The sequence below is a fragment of the Methanosaeta sp. UBA458 genome, from assembly GCF_002496085.1.
Classification (GTDB): Archaea; Halobacteriota; Methanosarcinia; order Methanotrichales; family Methanotrichaceae; genus Methanothrix; species Methanothrix soehngenii.
In genome coordinates this window covers 20,272-35,862 of the sequence record NZ_DAIK01000043.1, presented here as the reverse complement: position 1 = coordinate 35,862, position 15,591 = coordinate 20,272, and the positions used below count along the sequence as shown (strand labels likewise).

Below are 15,591 nucleotides of genomic sequence, written 5' to 3'. Positions count from 1 at the left end.
TCCGAGGACTTCTGGACCATGTTCTCCAGGTAATGGTTGGAGAAAAGGTTGCTGTTGTTGAACACGTGCTCCTTAATGGTGACCTCTGCCGCTGCATCCAATCCGCTTCCCTCGATCTGCATTAACCATCGCTTGTAAGAAAAGCTTTTGGATGAATGATCTCAAATCAGCTTTACCTTCCCAGTCGATTTGTCCCTTTCGTATAGACTGCTATCCAGAGTCACCAGCGGCACACTTTTTATCCAGGCACAAGAGATAATCCATTATGATCGTCTGGTGGGGTTGGCTGCCGGAGCCGGTCCCTCCCCTACAATTTTTCCGCAAATGATCGCAGTCTATTAATAGGAATAATTATATTAGCACTTTCGCGAGAAAACCGAGGCGCAGCGGATAAATGCCCAGCACAAAATATACCAGAATAGAGATCACCCCCGAGGCTTACAGGGCCCTTGAAGCCGAAGCTATTCTGCAGGAGAAGACACTGAAGAAGCTAGCCTCCGAGCTGATTTTGCGGGGCATTTCCAAAGAGGCCCTCGATTTTATCAAGAAGGCAGGAGAATCCAAAAAAAATCGCCGGGCACTGGACAGCAGCGCCATGGAGAGGGCTATTGAGGAGATCGGGGCCACCGGGATGAGCTTCGATCAGTCTATTCTGGAGAACATGCACGATATCATCCAGGATGAGGGCTATTCCGAGGGAATGCTTTATGCCGTTCAGAACACCGCCTCTATGCAGAGAGATGAGCTTCACCGGGTGCTGAACATTTGCGAGCGCCACGGCCTGACCAACATTCTGGCAGCGGATATCATCCTGAACCTGAACAAGATCGAGTCCGGCACGAGATGAGAATTTGATCAAAATCGGCTCAGGGATTATGGATCTCCGCCCGCACTCTGCCCATCAACCTGTTCCTTTTTGGCCAGGCCAAGGCCGATGAACATCAATGGCGCCCCCAGTGTGACCCAGAGCCCTGCCAGCATGCTCCTAATGTAGTCGAGGGCCCAGTCGGCTGCCTCTATCTGCATCGCCTCTTTCAATCCATACCAGATCAGGACCACTCCTATCATTCCCAGAAGATAGCGGACCAGACGCCTGGATAGTGGACCGTCTGCCAAGAAGCCTCCTCTCCTCTTTAAAATAGCATAGCCAGAAGAGATACCAAGCATCATCCCTGCAGCACAGAATGCATCAACCGGGCGGAATGGATCGATGGGCTCTCCAGTTGCAGCCAGAGCATTGGCCTCCCAGGCAGAGGGCATCTGCCAGGCACCCGTGCCGGCCAGGCCCAGGAGATAAAGGGCGATGATGGCGAAAGAGGCTAGGGCGGCGAGCAGGATCTGGCCTTTCAGATTCATTCTTCCGATCTTCTCCTCCATAACTGGCATTGCCTTGATGGATGAGCCCAGGAGCACTGCACCCACGCCCCAGCCTACAAGCACATCTCCCAGGAAGTGGACCCCCAGATAGGCTCGAGAGAGACCGATTAATAAGCAGGTGCCAGCGGCCAGGAGATAGGCCCAGCGCTTGTGGATGAGTTGTGCGGTCAGGCCCCAGATGGAGACGGCATTCTGGGCGTGCCCGGAGGGCATGCCAAAGGAGGGTTCAGTGCTCCAGGCCTGGACATTGGGATCGACCCAGTAAGGCCTGGGGCCGTGCAGAGCGATCTTCAGGGCAGAATTCAGCCCATGGCTCGTGACCAGCATCAGTCCCACCCTGAAGCCCCATTTTGCATCCCAGCACCAGAACAGGAAGGGCATAAAGAGGAGCATGAACTCCAGCGATCCCAATGAGGTGGCCAATCTCATTATCGGGATGGCCCAGTCCTGGCCCTGCAGGAATAGGATTATGGAGAGGTCCGTATCCATCATATTCCAAAAATATCTCTGTCCTATTGCGCCATCTCGTCCGTCTGCATCATGCCGAAGATGTTCTTCTCGCTATCCAGGCAGTAGGCCAGCCAGCCGACACCCATAATTGGCATCTTGGGGACTGCAACCCTTCCCCCTGCCCGAATAACCCGGTCGATATGCTCGTCAAGGTCAGGAACTTCTATTGTGCAGACGAATGAGTTGACCGATTGTCCCTCTGCCGGAGGAGGACCGCGGCGGAAGACGAGACCGCCGTTGATGCCAGGCTCAGCCTCACTGCCGGTCGTAACCTGCCAGTAACGATTCTCATCCTTGATCTTCACTTTTGGGATCAGCCATTCATCGATCTGCCAGCCGAAGACCTCCCGGTAGAAGCTCGCTGCTCTCTCGGGATTCTCTGCCTGTATCTCAAAATGGACTACTCGGTTCATGCGAAATGCATTATTTATGCATTATATTTAGATTAATTGGCTTGCTCCTCTTCCTGAGAGTGATCGTTCTCCGGCACTGGACAAGATGATGCCTCGACCGGCTGCTTCATGATTATGACATTCTGATATGGATACGGGATCTCAATTCCCTCTGCATCAAACCTTTTTTTTACTGCTTCCCTTATGTCGCACCCGGCATCGTATGCCATCCCCCGGCTGGGGGCGTAGAAGGTCAGGCGCAGGTTCATGGCAAAGTCTCCCAGCTCGATGAGGCGGACATTGATGCCCTTCTCCTTCAGAACATGGGGGTGGCTCTCGGCCACCTCTGTGATGATGCTTCGTGCCTTATCGATATCCGATGAGTAGCCTATTCCAAAATTAACCGGCCAAACGGTCTCCGGATTGCCGATGCTCCAGTTCACAATGAAGTCTGAGCCCATCAGCTTGTTCGGCACTATTATTCTCCTCTGGTCCCAGGTGCAGATTATCGTATGGCGCAGAGTTATATCCTCTACATAGCCATACTCGCCTTTGAAGTCGACGTAGTCGCCAATGCGCATGGGTTTGAAGATGGCCAGAAAGATCCCGGATATTATATTGGAGAGGGAGTCTTGGGCGGCAAAGCCAATGGCTAAGGTGGCCACACCAGCGCCGGCCAGCATGGCGATGGCAATTCTGTTCAGTGAGGGGATGAGGAGTATGGTCATCAAGATGCCGACGGTATATATCGCGGCAACGATCAGCCTGCGGGTCATGGCATGGGAGGTCTCGTCAAACTCCTTGCCAAGCCGGCTGGATTCCACAATTTTTGGGATCTGCTTCTCCAGCAGACCATTGACCAGCCGGGCGATTAAAATAGTTAAGATGATAATTATAGATATGGATATGATGGTCGAGATAATGTACCATACGTTCTCTGCCAGAGCGCTTCCAATATAACGTATATATATGTATTTTATTATTGATATAATATCCTCTGCAGGACCTCGTCCGGTTAATTGGGAGGAGAACTCTGGAATATCTGCAAAGGGCAAGGTCATAAACCAGATTTCGACATCTGCAATACATAAAGGTTTGTGTTATTCCATGCACCTACCCGGGCCGCTGACCAAAACCTAAAAAATGGATGGAAATCCTTTCCGGCTGTACACAGCTAATCGCATACAGCCGCTTCTGCCAGCGAGCGCAGCGGCACTACATAGGGCCGACCCATAGCGTTCATGACCATGGCCTCTATGCCGTAGACCTGGCTGATATTAACCTCATTAAGAAGGGCCTTCGGCTCTCCTGCTGCATAGACCTTGCCTTCTTTTAGCATCACCAGCTTATCTGAGAAGCGGGAGGCTAAGTTGAGGTCATGGATGGCCATCACTGCGGAGATCTTCTTCTCCTTGACCAGGCTGCTCACCGTCTCCATCACCTCTAGCTGATGGAGCATATCCAGGTTGGATGTGGGCTCGTCCAGGAGCAGGACTGCCGGTTCCTGGGCCAGAGCACGGGCGATGAGCACCTTCTGTTTCTGGCCGCCGGAGAGCTGGGAGAAGTCACGCATGGCCAGGTCTTCCAGATGCAGCCTCTCCAAGACCTCAGCCACCTTATCCAGGTCTGAGTCCTGTACCCTCCAGCCGATATGAGGCCTTCTGCCCATGAGGACGGTATCAAAGACGGTTGTGGCCAGGGGGGTGGAGCTGGACTGGGGCACATAGCCGATCTGCCTGGCTACCTCCTGCCGGCTCATTCTTTCTATCTCCTGGCCGTTCATGAGGATGCTGCCCTTGGGCTTAAGGATGCGGTCCATGCACTTTATAAGGGTGGTCTTTCCCGAGCCGTTTGGCCCCACCAGGCTCAAGATCTCTGAGCTCTTCACAATGATGTTTACTCCATCGAGTATCTTATGGCTGTTGTAGCCGAATACGAGGTTCTTGATCGTGATTTCCACCAAGGGGCTGCCTCCTTTGAATATCGGATATCTAAGACGATGCGGCGCACATCTCAGATGAAGCGCATCTAGATATTCTTCTGTGATCGATTTTGTTAATATCTATTTCCTAATTCATGCTATCTATTATGGATAAATAGCTGTTGGTGTATGGATGGAATTTCGCAAAAACATCTCATTGTAAATGGATTTCATGATAGATGATTATGGTATCATATATCATTTGTGCGCTGATCTCCGAAAATCAAGATCATGAGCTGCTAGCGTGGCAAAATTGCAGTATCAGAAAATGATATTAATTATGGAAAAAATGACATTTATTGATAACTTCTCCTTGGTGGAAAATCAGGATGCCCACTTCTCAAGTTTTTTAAAAAATTAAGTTATAAATAATTAGACATCTGTCAATGATAGGGTGTGACTATTCCATAGACAGTGGTGCCTGGTGGCACATTTATGATCTTCTGCACTCCTTTCTCGAAGTAAATATCCTTCGGGTAGTTGTGCTCTCCATCGAAGATCCTGATGTTGTGGATCATTCCGCCCACCACCTTGAACTTGAAGACACCATCCAGAAGATCGCCACCTGTTCCCTCTTTGCCAATGAGAACTCCGTCCACATAGACATCATAGCCCTTCAAGGTGGTCTGGATGGTCACCGGCGTGTCTCCCGCGACAATTGCAGGCACGGCAGGCTTTGCAGCCACAGCAGCCGGGTATTGAGTGGTGCTGCTGGCAGAGGTGGTCTGCTGGGCCGTTCCGCTGTATGTCTGCATGACGCTGGTTGTGGCTCCGGGGAGCATCTGCACCGCCTGCGTAGGCTGTACGGTTTGCATGGCCTGCACTCCAGAGGCTGCAGGGTTGTTGGTGGATGGTGGCATATCAGCTGCCACTGCCGTCTGCTGGGCTGGAGGGGCCTGGCTGATCACATCGATGATGATGGCGTTGCTGGGCTGATTATTGAGCACAAAGAGGAGAATGTGCCTGCCCACCTCATCAGCCTTGAAGTTCAGGCTGTTGTGTCCGGGGTAGAGGTCCAGACGCTTGCTGGTGATGTTGAGGGAGTTGCTCTGAAGGATCCAATAGTAGTCCGCCTGGCCGCCCACGGGGGCAAAGGCGATGAACTGAATGCCGGATCCTGCCGGGACGATGGCGTACTGGGACCAGTCAGCTCCTTTCTGAATCCAGAGCTCATTTCCTCTGCTGGCGGCCACTGTAGATTGGTACTGGGTATATGCGATCTCCTTACCGCTGCCGAAATATATCCGGGAAGGAACATTTTGAGTCACATCGATCTTTACCGGAGCGAAGGTCTTGACCACTGGGACAGAGCTCTCCATATAGAACTCGGAAAAGAAGGTGGTGGCGGTGCTGACATCCTGGAACTCCGGGCCAAACCAGAAACCTTCCCCACCTTCGGTGCCGAACCCGAACAGGCTCTTGACGAATTCTTCATCGAAGTCAGTCTCGGAGACCTCCATGGACTGCGATATGGATACATCATATCCATTTGCCACTCCCAACCCTATGAACAGGGCCAAGAGACATAAGCATAGGCAATTGAATCTCAACTATTGCACCTCAATGAATACTGACTGGACTTGTGTCTATTTAGCCTTAAGTCTTGTATCAGGCTCATCTGAATCTCATGGAAGAGAACAAGAGTTATTTTATCCTGTTATGAAACACCCTCTTTGCCTTTCCTTCCTGGCGGGGCAAGCCTCCCAGGGGGAAGACGTCTCCTTTGGGGGAGAATCCCAGCGCCTCTTTGAGAGCCTTTTCCACCATATAGCCGGTCACTCCCGGTTCGGCTTCGACATTGACCCGGACGCTATTGACTCCGTCCTCCTCCTCCACTATGATCTGGTAGTTGTTGCCAATGCCCGGTATTCCCAGGAGGGTTTGCTCAATCTGTTTGGGGAAGAAGTTCACCCCTTTCACAATCAGCATGTCATCCCTTCGCCCGGTTATCGGTGCTAGACGGATGTGAGTTCTGCCGCATTTGCATCTGTCCCGGGATATGACATGGGTGAGGTCAGCTGTCCGGAAACGGATCATGGGCAGCGCCTCGCGGGTGAGCGAGGTGAAGACCAGCTCTCCCTCTTCTCCGTCATCCACTAGCTCTCCTGTCTTTGGATCGATGATCTCCAGGATATACTGATCCTCCCAGATGTGGATCCCGTCGTGCGCCGGGCAGTCCATGCCTAATGTGCCAACGCCTCCGGACTCAGTCATGCCGTATATGTCGAAGACGTCGATGTCCAGGCCCGAGGAGATCTTCTTTTTCATGGAGTCAGAGAAAACCTCAGCTCCGAAGATGCCTATCTCCAGGTCCGGCAGGCTCTCTTTCTCTTCGGCCAGCACCTCCATCAACCGGATGCCATAGCTCACCACTCCGGTGAAAACCCTGGTCTTCAGATCTCGAGCCAGGCGGATCTGCCGGGCGGTGTTTCCCGGACCGGCGGGGATCACGAACAGTCCTGCTGCCCGAGCGCCATGATACATGCCAAAGCCACCATTGAAAAGGCCGAAGAGGGGTGTGATCTGGGTGGGGTCCCCAGGCTTCGCCCCGGCCATACGGTAGCAGCGGGCCATGCATTCCGCCCATTGATCAAGGTCTGAGCGGGTGTAGGGCATGACTACCGGGGTGCCGGTGGAGCCGCTGGACATATGCATCTCCACGATCTGATCGCGGGGAACGCAGGCCATATTCAGGGGGTAGCTCTCCCTGAGGATGTCCTTGCCGGTGAAGGGCAGTCGGACCACGTCCTCTGCCGTCCTGATATCCTCAGGCCGGACGCCTTTCTCGTCGAATAGACGCCGGTAGATCGGATTGGATTCATAGACGTGACCGACGATGGCCCTCAGCCGCTCGGACTGAATCTGGGTGATTCTCTCTCGGGAGGCCGTCTCCATCGGTTCATTGTGAAATTTGCTCAATTCTGTCATGCTTTGCTCCTGCCAAGTGAAAATGCTCTCAAATTGAGATCTCGGAACTTCTCCCGGACGCACAGGCCGATGGCCTCCTCCCAGGATTCCAGGGGGAGGTCCAGCCCACGGGATATCGTCCCCAATAGTATGATGTTCGCTGCCCTGCTGTCGCCCAGCTCTCCTGCCAGCTTCGGGGCGTCGATATAGACCAGCCGGGGAAAAGCCCTGGCCAGCAGTTCCTCCGCATTCTCTGGGTAGCGGGCAAGACCGGAGGAGACTGTCACCGGCACAATGGCCTGGCTGCTGACTGCGGCCAGGCCGTCCGGCCGGAGAAATTCCCAGTACCGCAGGGCTTCCACCTTCTCCAGCGCCCCCAGGATATGAGCGCCCTTTTTGGAGACCAGGGGGCTCTTGACCTCTTCTCCATAACGAATCTGGGCCATCACCGAGCCTCCTCGCTGGGCCATGCCGTGCACCTCATTGGTCTTGACCTGGTAGCCCTGAATCATCGCTGCCTGGGCTAATATCTCGCTGGCCAGCAGTATCCCTTGACCGCCCACGCCGACGAGGACGATGCTCTTTGTGCCGTTCGAGTCCGGGTTGTCTGCGCTCTCCGTTCTCTCCCTGCTTTCTTTGTTCATCATTCCCTCTGTCCTCTCCGCCACCCTCTCGATCATACTCCCTCCCGGCTGACAATCGCCCCGGCAGGGCAGATCTGTTCGCACAGGCCACAGCCCGCACAGAGGGTCTGATTGATCTTCATCACCCCATCCACTCCCTCTATCGCCGGGCAGCCCAAAGAGAGGCACAGCTCGCAAGCCCGGCACTCCTCCGCCAGGATGGTTCTCATCGCCCCCACCCGTCTCCTCTCCCGCAGGGGGCAGGGAGCGCGGGATACAATAAGAGAGGGCTCAAGAGCCGCCAGCTCCTCTTTGATCGCCTCTCTGGCGTTATCCAGCTGGTAGGGATCTATCGACCTGACCCGATTGATCCCGCAGGCCCGGCCGATATCCTCGATGGAGACGGCGACTGTGGGCTCGCCGCCAATGGTCCTGCCGGTGCCCGGATGGTCCTGGTGGCCGGTCATGGCAGTGGTGCGGTTGTCCAGCACAATTATTGTGGAGTGGCCCTTATTGTAGACAATATCCAAGAGCCCCGTGATCCCGGAATGAAAGAAGGTGGAGTCTCCAACCACGCCCACCACCTTTCTCTTCTCCCCTGCTTTCTCCATGCCGTGAGCCATGGAGACTCCCGCTCCCATGCAGAGGATGCTGTCCATCCGGTCCAGGGGCGGAAAAGCGCCCAGGCTGTAGCATCCGATGTCCCCGGTGACCACCACATCCTCCCTGGAGAGGGCATAAAAGACCCCTCGGTGAGGGCAACCGGGGCAGAGCACCGGCGGGCGGGGAGGAAGAAGCTCTCGGAAAGGATCTTCTTCCTTTCGGGTGGCCTCTCCTCCATCCATCAGCCTTCTGGACTGGAGCAGTCGGTCCACGGACAGCTCCATGATCCCCGGCACGAAATCTCTCCCCTGGCAGGATATCCCCAGGGCTTTTACGTGCTCTTCTATGAATGGATCCAATTCCTCAACCACCAGCAGCCGGTCCACACCTTGGGCAAACTCCCGGATCAATGCGTCTGGGAAGGGATAAGAGAATCCCAGCTTCAGAACCGAGGCCTCCGGCCAGACCTCGCGGGCATACTGGTAGGCGATGGAGGAGGTGATGATTCCCAGGCCTTTTGACCGCCACTCAATGCGGTTTGCTGGCGACTTTTCAGAGAGCGCCTGCAGCCCTTTCAGCCTCTCTTCCACTCTCTGGCGCATGGGCCGGCCCCAGACCGGTATGGGAACGAACCGGGGCGGGTTCTTGACAAAGCCGATCTCCTTCTTCGCCTGCTCCCGTTCTCCCAGCTCGACCAGGCTGCGAGAGTGGCTGACCCTGGTGGTGGTGCGCAGGATGGCCGGGGTCTTGAACTCCTCCGAGACGGAGAGGGCGAGCATGAGCAGATCCTTGGCCTCCTGGCTGTCCGCCGGCTCAAAAAGGGGGACCCGGGCAAAGCGGGCATAGTTTCTGGTGTCCTGCTCATTTTGGGAGGAGTGCATCCCCGGGTCGTCTGCCACGCAGGCCACAAACCCGCCCTCCACGCTGATGTAGCTCAATGTCATGAGGGGGTCAGCAGCCACATTCAGTCCCACATGCTTCATGGTCACAATGGAGCGCGCCCCGGCCAGGGATGCTCCGGCTGCGACCTCAAAGGCCACCTTCTCATTGGGCGACCACTCGCAGTAAACCTCCGGACTGTACCGGGCCAGGTTCTCCAGGATCTCGGTGGAGGGAGTCCCGGGGTAGCCCGTGCCGATGGTTACACCGGCCTCGTAGGCCCCACGGGCTATGGCCTCATTGCCGGAGAGCAATCTTCTCAAATCCTTTTCACCTTCGCCTGAAATTACTCGTTATGGGATTTTTCGCTGGTTTATATTGATCTTTTATGCACATTCTTATACATCAGAGTATGATCTGTCCCTATGGATGAGGGGATATAATTCTTGTGGTTTGCGGGTTTGGAAGTCACAACGTCTAACCCCCTCTATCCCGGAGACAAAATGAATAGAATTCAGGATACGGAGCCACTGTGAATCTACAGCAGTATGTGCGCTACCAGAAGATTGAATAGCAGGAAGTTGAAATATATAGATTCTACACAAGGATGGAGACAATAGCATGAGTGCCAGCGAAACCATAGAATGTGTATACGAAGGCGGTGTCTTCAAGCCGATGGAAGATGTAAAGCTAGAGGAAGGCACAAAACTAAAGATCAAAATTGAAAAGGTAGATCTCTCGAAATACTACGGCATGTTTGGCAAGGCTTCTGCAGAGAGGCTCGAAGAGCTTGAGGGCGAGGTCTATCTGTGATATTCATCGATACCAATATATTTTATAATGCTTTCTTTGATACAAAATTTTCGAACTCCGCCAGGAGATTTATAGATCAAAATCATAAACTCGTCACATCATCCACGGTCATACATGAGCTGATTTTTGTATCGGTTAGAAATCTGTGCGAAGAGCGTTACGGAACGAAAAATCATGCCTCATTCAAGAGGTTCCTCATTGATAACGGCTACGCGCCATTTGAGAAAGAGATAGAAGCTATATTCCGCTTCATCGATGCAAGATGCATTTCCTTGGTGCCAATCAATGATGATATGAACCACTGGCGGGAGACCATGATACAATACAGGCTTCTGCCATATGACGCACTAATAGCTTCGACCTGCTATCGCAACGGAATCAAAAAGATCGCAAGCTTTGACCGGGATTTTCGAAGAGTTGACTTTTTGGAAGTAGTGGAACTCTAGGCGAAACCCCATCCGTCCTTCATCCAATTCTTTCCATCCACGCTGCTGGAGCTTAATGCGCATGTATCCACTCGTTGGAGCGATGAATGTGCTAAAATGGCCAACTTGTCCATTTTCTGCTCACGATCTCTCTTAAATAAAAAGACTTATTAAATCGCACGTATACCGTTCATGGCAAACTGATAAATCGTCTGCAGAAAGCAACAATAATCGGTCATGTGATTTGTGGATGTGGGAGCTATAGATACATGGAAATGTGCATAATTAGATGGCCTGAATTAGGCAGGTGGAAGTAATTGGGCTCCAATTGCAGTATTGAGGATAAGGCTCGAACACATCCGCCTGCCGACGATAGGGTCGACCTTTTCGACCGCTGGTTATCTATTAAAAAGGCAAATTTGGGCAAGCATGTGCTTATTATCTGTAAAGAGAATAACTGCTCGTGCGATAATATTTTCGATGAGCTCCAGAACGTTTTACTCAGTCACTATGTAGCACCAGAAATTACCGCAAAGAGACTTGCAGAATTAGGCGCTCCAAGAACTGCAGAATTGTTGAGGGAGCATTTGCCAACAACAAAGACGGCTCGTTCCGGTGACCTTGGGGAAATCCTTGCCATAGAGTTTACTGAGCGTAGGCTTGGATTTAGCGTCCCAATTCGAAGGCTTCGCTTTAAGGATGGACGCAATATGGCTCTTCGAGGCGATGATCTTATTGCCATCGATCGAGATCTTAAAGGTAGCTTAAAGTTCCTTAAGGGCGAATCAAAGAGTTACGCAAGACTGACTCCAACTGTAATCAAAGAAGCCGCAGATGCACTTGACCGATATCGTGGTCGTCCAAACAGACATTCGGTGCTCTTTGTGGCAGAACGTTTGCGAGACAAGGGAGATCATGACCTTGCCAAGGATTTGGATTATGCTGTGCTGCAGAGCTTCCGTGGTTGTCCTTTCGAGCATTTGCTCTTTACAGTGTCTGGCACCGATCCTAATACCCATCTATCCAATCATCTTAGGGAATGCAGGAATCGCACTCGCAGGTATGCAGTCGGAATTTATATCGTTAACCATGGCGATGTTATTGAGCGCTTGTTTTCGGAGCAGTAAATGACCGAATCTGCGATAGAACTTCAGAATATCCTCGAAAAGGCTATATCCCCTGGATTTCGGGATCGTTTGCTGGATAAGGGATTAGCTCGTGGTCTAATCTGGCGCAATGGGGAACTCCCTACCGGAGCACCATCATTTGGAGACAGTCTTACTGATGATCTTCTCGATTATGCCTACACGGTGCTTGCAATGGCACTGCGTCTGCGCTCGGTCAACGGGGATGAGATTTTATTGCAGCGGGCTTTCCTCGTTGCTGGCGAGGCAATCGAAGCAGCCGTGCGCAATGGAGATCCGTTTCGCATAGACCGCGGATTTAATCTGGTGAGTTCAGCCATCTCCTTTCACCTTGCGAGATATGCAGCACGTGCTTATTCCATGTTGCCTATTGGTGCTAACGACGGGAACCTAGCACCAACTGAGAAAGCCCTTGTCCAGCTTCTGAGGAAATCTCTTGATGAAATGCATGAATTTGTTGCGGCTTGGCTGCTTGATAAAGAGCAATGGGATGAGAGAATTGCAGAGCGCCTTCTTAATGATGCAGATTTCGATGAGACTGACGCGATAAGCGCGGTTATTACCAGATCTTTCATGCGCGGACTCGCACTATTTGACCATGCTATAACAACCGGTGAGGAGGTCTCTGCTATGGAAGCAAAGCGTCTGCTACTTTTTACGGCCGAGGCCGCTAAAGATATGCATGCTGTGAGCCATTGGTGGACTTCTACGATGGCATTCCACCTAATAGACGATCTCTGGCAAATGAGCCTCCACCGCCAAATTCCAAAGATACTCTCAGACGATGATGACATTGAAAAGTGGACTACCTTGCGTCAGGCCTATATTCAGCGACTGCGAGCAGCAAAGAAATCCGCAATCGAACTTTGGCCATCACAGATCGAGGCAGCTCAGCGCGCCATAGATCAATCTGATGATCTCGTAGTAGCGCTACCTACAAGTGCTGGAAAAACCCGAATTGCAGAGCTTTGCATCCTTCGAACATTAGCATCAGATCTCCGTATCATCTACGTCACTCCGCTTAGAGCCTTGTCAGCACAAGTTGAACAGGATCTTGCTGATACATTTCTTCCTCTTGGGATATCCGTATCCTCTTTATATGGATCTGCTGGGATCGAGAGTTCTGACGCTGATACACTTAGGGAAGTTAAGATTGTTGTTTCCACTCCGGAGAAGTTGGACTTTGCCCTCCGCGTTGATCCAACAATTATTGATAATGTTGGCCTCATTGTACTAGATGAAGGTCATATGCTCGGACCAAGCGAGAGAGAAGTTAGATACGAAGCACTCGTGCAACGGTTGCTTCGTCGATCCGATGCTGGTTCTCGACGTATTGTCTGCCTATCCGCATTATTTCCGCCACCCGAAGAAATGAGCGATTTGGTCTCGTGGCTTCGACGAGATGAGCCTGGAACTGCAGTGTATTCCACTTGGCGTCCTACTCGTCAAAGATTTGGTGTCATAAGATGGGTAAGGGATGCAGCGCGCCTTGACATTAAGGTTGAGACAGAGGGCCCCTTTGTGAAGCGATTTGTGGAAACTAAGGTGCCACCCGCGGGATCTCGGCGTTTTAATAGCTTTCCACATGATAAGGACGAATTGACTCTGGCAGCAGCATGGCAATTCGTTGACCAAGGAAAGGACGTCCTCATCTATTGCACAATGAGGAGGTCTGTAGAAAAACTAGGAAGGGTTATCCTTAAGTGTATCAGGCAGGGAATGTTAAAGCCGCTTCGCCTGATGAACCAGGATATTCAGGACGTGATGGCTGCAGGAGCTGAATGGTTGGGCCCCGATCATCCAGCGGTCCAGTGCCTAAAATACGGCATAGCCCTGCACCATGGCCATTTACCTCGTCAATTCTTGAATGAACTAGAAAAGCTTCTACGCAAGGGCGATATTCGTCTTACGATTGCTTCTCCGACGCTTGCACAAGGTCTTAATCTCTCGGCCAGCGTGCTTCTGGTCCCTTCAATATGGCGAAACAGGGATATTATTCCTGCTACAGAATTTGCAAATGTTATCGGTCGTGCTGGCCGCGCTTTTGTCGATGTTGATGGTATTGTATTGCATGTTATATGGGAGGACGATGGAAAAAGCGAAGCCAGAAGACTATATCATTGGCATGATCTCGTCTCCAAAGCAAAAGCGCCAGAAATTTCGAGCGGCCTTTTGCTGCTAGCTAACAAGATTTTCCAGAAAATCTCAGATATTGTCGGGGCGCCATTGGAGGAAGTCATTGAATATCTCACTGGGCATGGAGATGTTTGGGATTTTACTGATTCTCAATTAGAGCAAGTAGAAATGAAGCTTGAAGATTGGGAACATGATATAGCTTCCCTTGATGCGGCTATTTTGGCGCTATTGGACACAGGGATTGAAGAAGAATGTCTTGACAACGAACTTGATAATGTGTTAGAAGGGTCGCTCTTCTCTAGAAAGCTGGCATACTATGAACATAACATGCAAATGCTAGTGCGACGGTTCGTTAAAGCGCGAGCCCATTGTATCTGGAGGCAAACAAGTACATCTCAACGAAGGGGATATCATGTGGCTGGCGTCGGGCTACGAGCCGGTCGGTTCTTGGATGCTAACATTGCAAACCTAGTCGATCTCCTTCTTCGAGCAGAGGCAGCAGTGGTAGCGGGAGATTCGGCTGGTGCCACCGACTCCATTGTTGAATTTGCCAGACTTGTGTTTCAGACTGAGCCTTTTCGCCCCTCTGGGACTATGCCCGACTATTGGGAGAATGCACTACGAGAATGGATTGAAGGCAAATCAGCATCAAAAATTGTTGGCCTTGATTCTAGTAAAGGTGTTGACCTATTGCAGGAGGCCATATCTTACCGACTCCCTTGGGCGATGGAGGCTGTTAGAGTGCACGCAATAGCTGTCAGACAAGACGGTGCAGAGCAGATCAAAGGCCATGCAGCTATGGCAGCAGAGGTAGGAAACGCCAATCTCTCTGTCATAAAATTACTGCGTGCTGGACTGAATTCACGCGAAGCTGCAATCACGGCTGTTACCAAAACAGAAGCGGCTTTTATTGACTACAGAGAAATGCTCGAATGGTTGAGATCGGATCAGGTAGAGTCGATGTCCAAAATGGAGAACTGGCCGACAAAACAGAGCCGTCCTGCATGGCTACAGTTCTTCAGCACCAAGAAAGGAAACCGTCTTAAGTTGACATGCCAAACTCAAGTCGTGCAGGTAGAGTGGTTTATCGACGCACCACCAATCAACACGCATGTCATCGTTGAGCCAGACGCCAGGCTCGTTCTAACAACAGACTATGTAAGACTTGGTGTTCTTATCACTGAGCTTAGTATACAAAGCCATGATATCGTTAATGCATGGGTAGCGGACTGCCCGAATACAGTCGTCGTTGAGTATTTTGGCCCGTCGTAAAGATGATATAATCCAACATTATCAGGCAGATGGTCATGCCTGGCCAGAGCGTGCAATGCAGATCCTAGGATGCCGGCATCTCTAGCAACATATGAAAGTGCTTCTGGGCCTGCTCGCTGCCCCAGGCGAAGGCGAATCGCACAAATCTGCAGATCCATTGCATCGGTCTTGTAGAAGCAGCGCAGATAGTGAAGAGCCAGTAGGTTATCGCCTTCCTGGCTGAATATGACGCCCAGGTTCTTGAGTGCCAACGTGTTTCCGGGGTCGAACGGTCTAGGGCTTATGTAGAGTCCTCGTGGCCCGCATGGAGGTCGCCCTTCTTCTAGCAGCGATCCTCAGGGCCACGCAGGCCCGATAGCGCTGCCGCTCCATCTGCGGGCAGCAGCGCAGAAGCACCATGCTCCGCGCAGCCTCTCTCCGCCGGACTTCCCCTCAGTTTATCCTCGCTATTGCCGCCACCTCGTCTCCCGGCTTGACATTCATGATCCGAACACCTTGGGTCGACCGGCCCTGCACCCGGATGTCGCT

14 protein-coding genes are annotated in these 15,591 nt (G+C 52.0%); 5 read left to right on the top strand and 9 right to left on the bottom strand.

From position 1 onward, the window contains the following. The first annotated feature begins 394 nt into the window (after window positions 1-394). The gene (locus BP822_RS02750) at window positions 395-847 is read left to right on the top strand and encodes a hypothetical protein (protein WP_013718896.1); all 453 of its coding nucleotides are present in this window, start codon (window positions 395-397) and stop codon (window positions 845-847) included. 26 nt (window positions 848-873) lie between these two features. On the opposite strand, the gene BP822_RS02745 is transcribed toward BP822_RS02750, so the two are convergent. The 8 genes from BP822_RS02745 to iorA form a co-directional block, all read right to left on the bottom strand. Next, window positions 874-1,869, bottom strand: a complete 996-nt coding sequence (locus tag BP822_RS02745) for a phosphatase PAP2 family protein (RefSeq protein WP_273271259.1) — start codon at window positions 1,867-1,869, stop codon at window positions 874-876. 20 nt (window positions 1,870-1,889) lie between these two features. After that, window positions 1,890-2,300, bottom strand: coding sequence for a VOC family protein (locus BP822_RS02740; protein WP_286877684.1), 411 nt, complete (start codon window positions 2,298-2,300; stop codon window positions 1,890-1,892). A gap of 32 nt (window positions 2,301-2,332) precedes the next feature. Continuing rightward, window positions 2,333-3,340 carry a mechanosensitive ion channel family protein gene (locus BP822_RS02735; RefSeq protein ID WP_273271257.1) on the bottom strand — a complete coding sequence of 336 codons (1,008 nt, stop codon included), beginning with the start codon at window positions 3,338-3,340 and terminating at the stop codon, window positions 2,333-2,335. 113 nt (window positions 3,341-3,453) lie between these two features. After that, window positions 3,454-4,242, bottom strand: a complete 789-nt coding sequence (locus tag BP822_RS02730; protein ID WP_013718892.1) for an ABC transporter ATP-binding protein — start codon at window positions 4,240-4,242, stop codon at window positions 3,454-3,456. A gap of 401 nt (window positions 4,243-4,643) precedes the next feature. After that, window positions 4,644-5,780 carry a hypothetical protein gene (locus BP822_RS02725; RefSeq protein ID WP_286877682.1) on the bottom strand — a complete coding sequence of 379 codons (1,137 nt, stop codon included), beginning with the start codon at window positions 5,778-5,780 and terminating at the stop codon, window positions 4,644-4,646. Between the two features lie 124 nt (window positions 5,781-5,904). Continuing rightward, window positions 5,905-7,188 (bottom strand): phenylacetate--CoA ligase family protein, encoded by a 1,284-nt coding sequence (locus BP822_RS02720; protein ID WP_286877680.1) that lies wholly within the window; start codon window positions 7,186-7,188, stop codon window positions 5,905-5,907. After that, a complete protein-coding gene (locus tag BP822_RS02715) occupies window positions 7,185-7,847 on the bottom strand; it encodes an indolepyruvate oxidoreductase subunit beta (protein ID WP_013718889.1) in 663 nt (220 codons plus the stop codon). The genes BP822_RS02720 and BP822_RS02715 overlap by 4 nt, the downstream gene beginning before the upstream one ends. Next, a complete protein-coding gene (iorA, locus tag BP822_RS02710; protein ID WP_013718888.1) occupies window positions 7,844-9,595 on the bottom strand; it encodes an indolepyruvate ferredoxin oxidoreductase subunit alpha in 1,752 nt (583 codons plus the stop codon). Before iorA ends, BP822_RS02715 begins: the two co-directional genes overlap by 4 nt. 298 nt (window positions 9,596-9,893) lie before the next feature. Here iorA and BP822_RS02705 point away from each other — a divergent pair, with 298 nt between their 5' ends. From BP822_RS02705 to BP822_RS02690, 4 genes are all read left to right on the top strand, one after another. Next, window positions 9,894-10,085: an antitoxin family protein gene (locus BP822_RS02705; RefSeq protein WP_013718887.1), complete on the top strand. Its 192-nt coding sequence runs from the start codon at window positions 9,894-9,896 to the stop codon at window positions 10,083-10,085. Next, a complete protein-coding gene (locus BP822_RS02700; RefSeq protein WP_013718886.1) occupies window positions 10,082-10,531 on the top strand; it encodes a PIN domain-containing protein in 450 nt (149 codons plus the stop codon). The genes BP822_RS02705 and BP822_RS02700 overlap by 4 nt, the downstream gene beginning before the upstream one ends. Window positions 10,532-10,827: 296 nt before the next feature. Continuing rightward, window positions 10,828-11,637, top strand: coding sequence for a Hachiman antiphage defense system protein HamA (locus BP822_RS02695; RefSeq protein WP_013718885.1), 810 nt, complete (start codon window positions 10,828-10,830; stop codon window positions 11,635-11,637). Beyond that, window positions 11,638-15,063, top strand: a complete 3,426-nt coding sequence (locus BP822_RS02690; RefSeq protein ID WP_013718884.1) for a DEAD/DEAH box helicase — start codon at window positions 11,638-11,640, stop codon at window positions 15,061-15,063. It begins immediately after the preceding gene. 432 nt (window positions 15,064-15,495) lie between these two features. On the opposite strand, the gene BP822_RS02685 is transcribed toward BP822_RS02690, so the two are convergent. Beyond that, on the bottom strand, window positions 15,496-15,579 hold the full coding sequence (locus BP822_RS02685; protein WP_286877696.1) for a DNA gyrase C-terminal beta-propeller domain-containing protein: 84 nt from the start codon (window positions 15,577-15,579) through the stop codon (window positions 15,496-15,498). Window positions 15,580-15,591 lie beyond the last annotated feature (12 nt).

Bases quoted from the DNA above. Each gene is read 5' to 3' on its own strand.
- BP822_RS02720 (WP_286877680.1), bottom strand. From the start codon at position 7,188: ATGACAGAATTGAGCAAATTTCACAATGAACCGATGGAGACGGCCTCC.
- BP822_RS02750 (WP_013718896.1), top strand. From the start codon at position 395: ATGCCCAGCACAAAATATACCAGAATAGAGATCACCCCCGAGGCTTAC.
- BP822_RS02745 (WP_273271259.1), bottom strand. From the start codon at position 1,869: ATGATGGATACGGACCTCTCCATAATCCTATTCCTGCAGGGCCAGGAC.
- BP822_RS02705 (WP_013718887.1), top strand. From the start codon at position 9,894: ATGAGTGCCAGCGAAACCATAGAATGTGTATACGAAGGCGGTGTCTTC.
- BP822_RS02690 (WP_013718884.1), top strand. From the start codon at position 11,638: ATGACCGAATCTGCGATAGAACTTCAGAATATCCTCGAAAAGGCTATA.
- BP822_RS02740 (WP_286877684.1), bottom strand. From the start codon at position 2,300: ATGAACCGAGTAGTCCATTTTGAGATACAGGCAGAGAATCCCGAGAGA.
- BP822_RS02715 (WP_013718889.1), bottom strand. From the start codon at position 7,847: ATGATCGAGAGGGTGGCGGAGAGGACAGAGGGAATGATGAACAAAGAA.
- BP822_RS02735 (WP_273271257.1), bottom strand. From the start codon at position 3,340: ATGACCTTGCCCTTTGCAGATATTCCAGAGTTCTCCTCCCAATTAACC.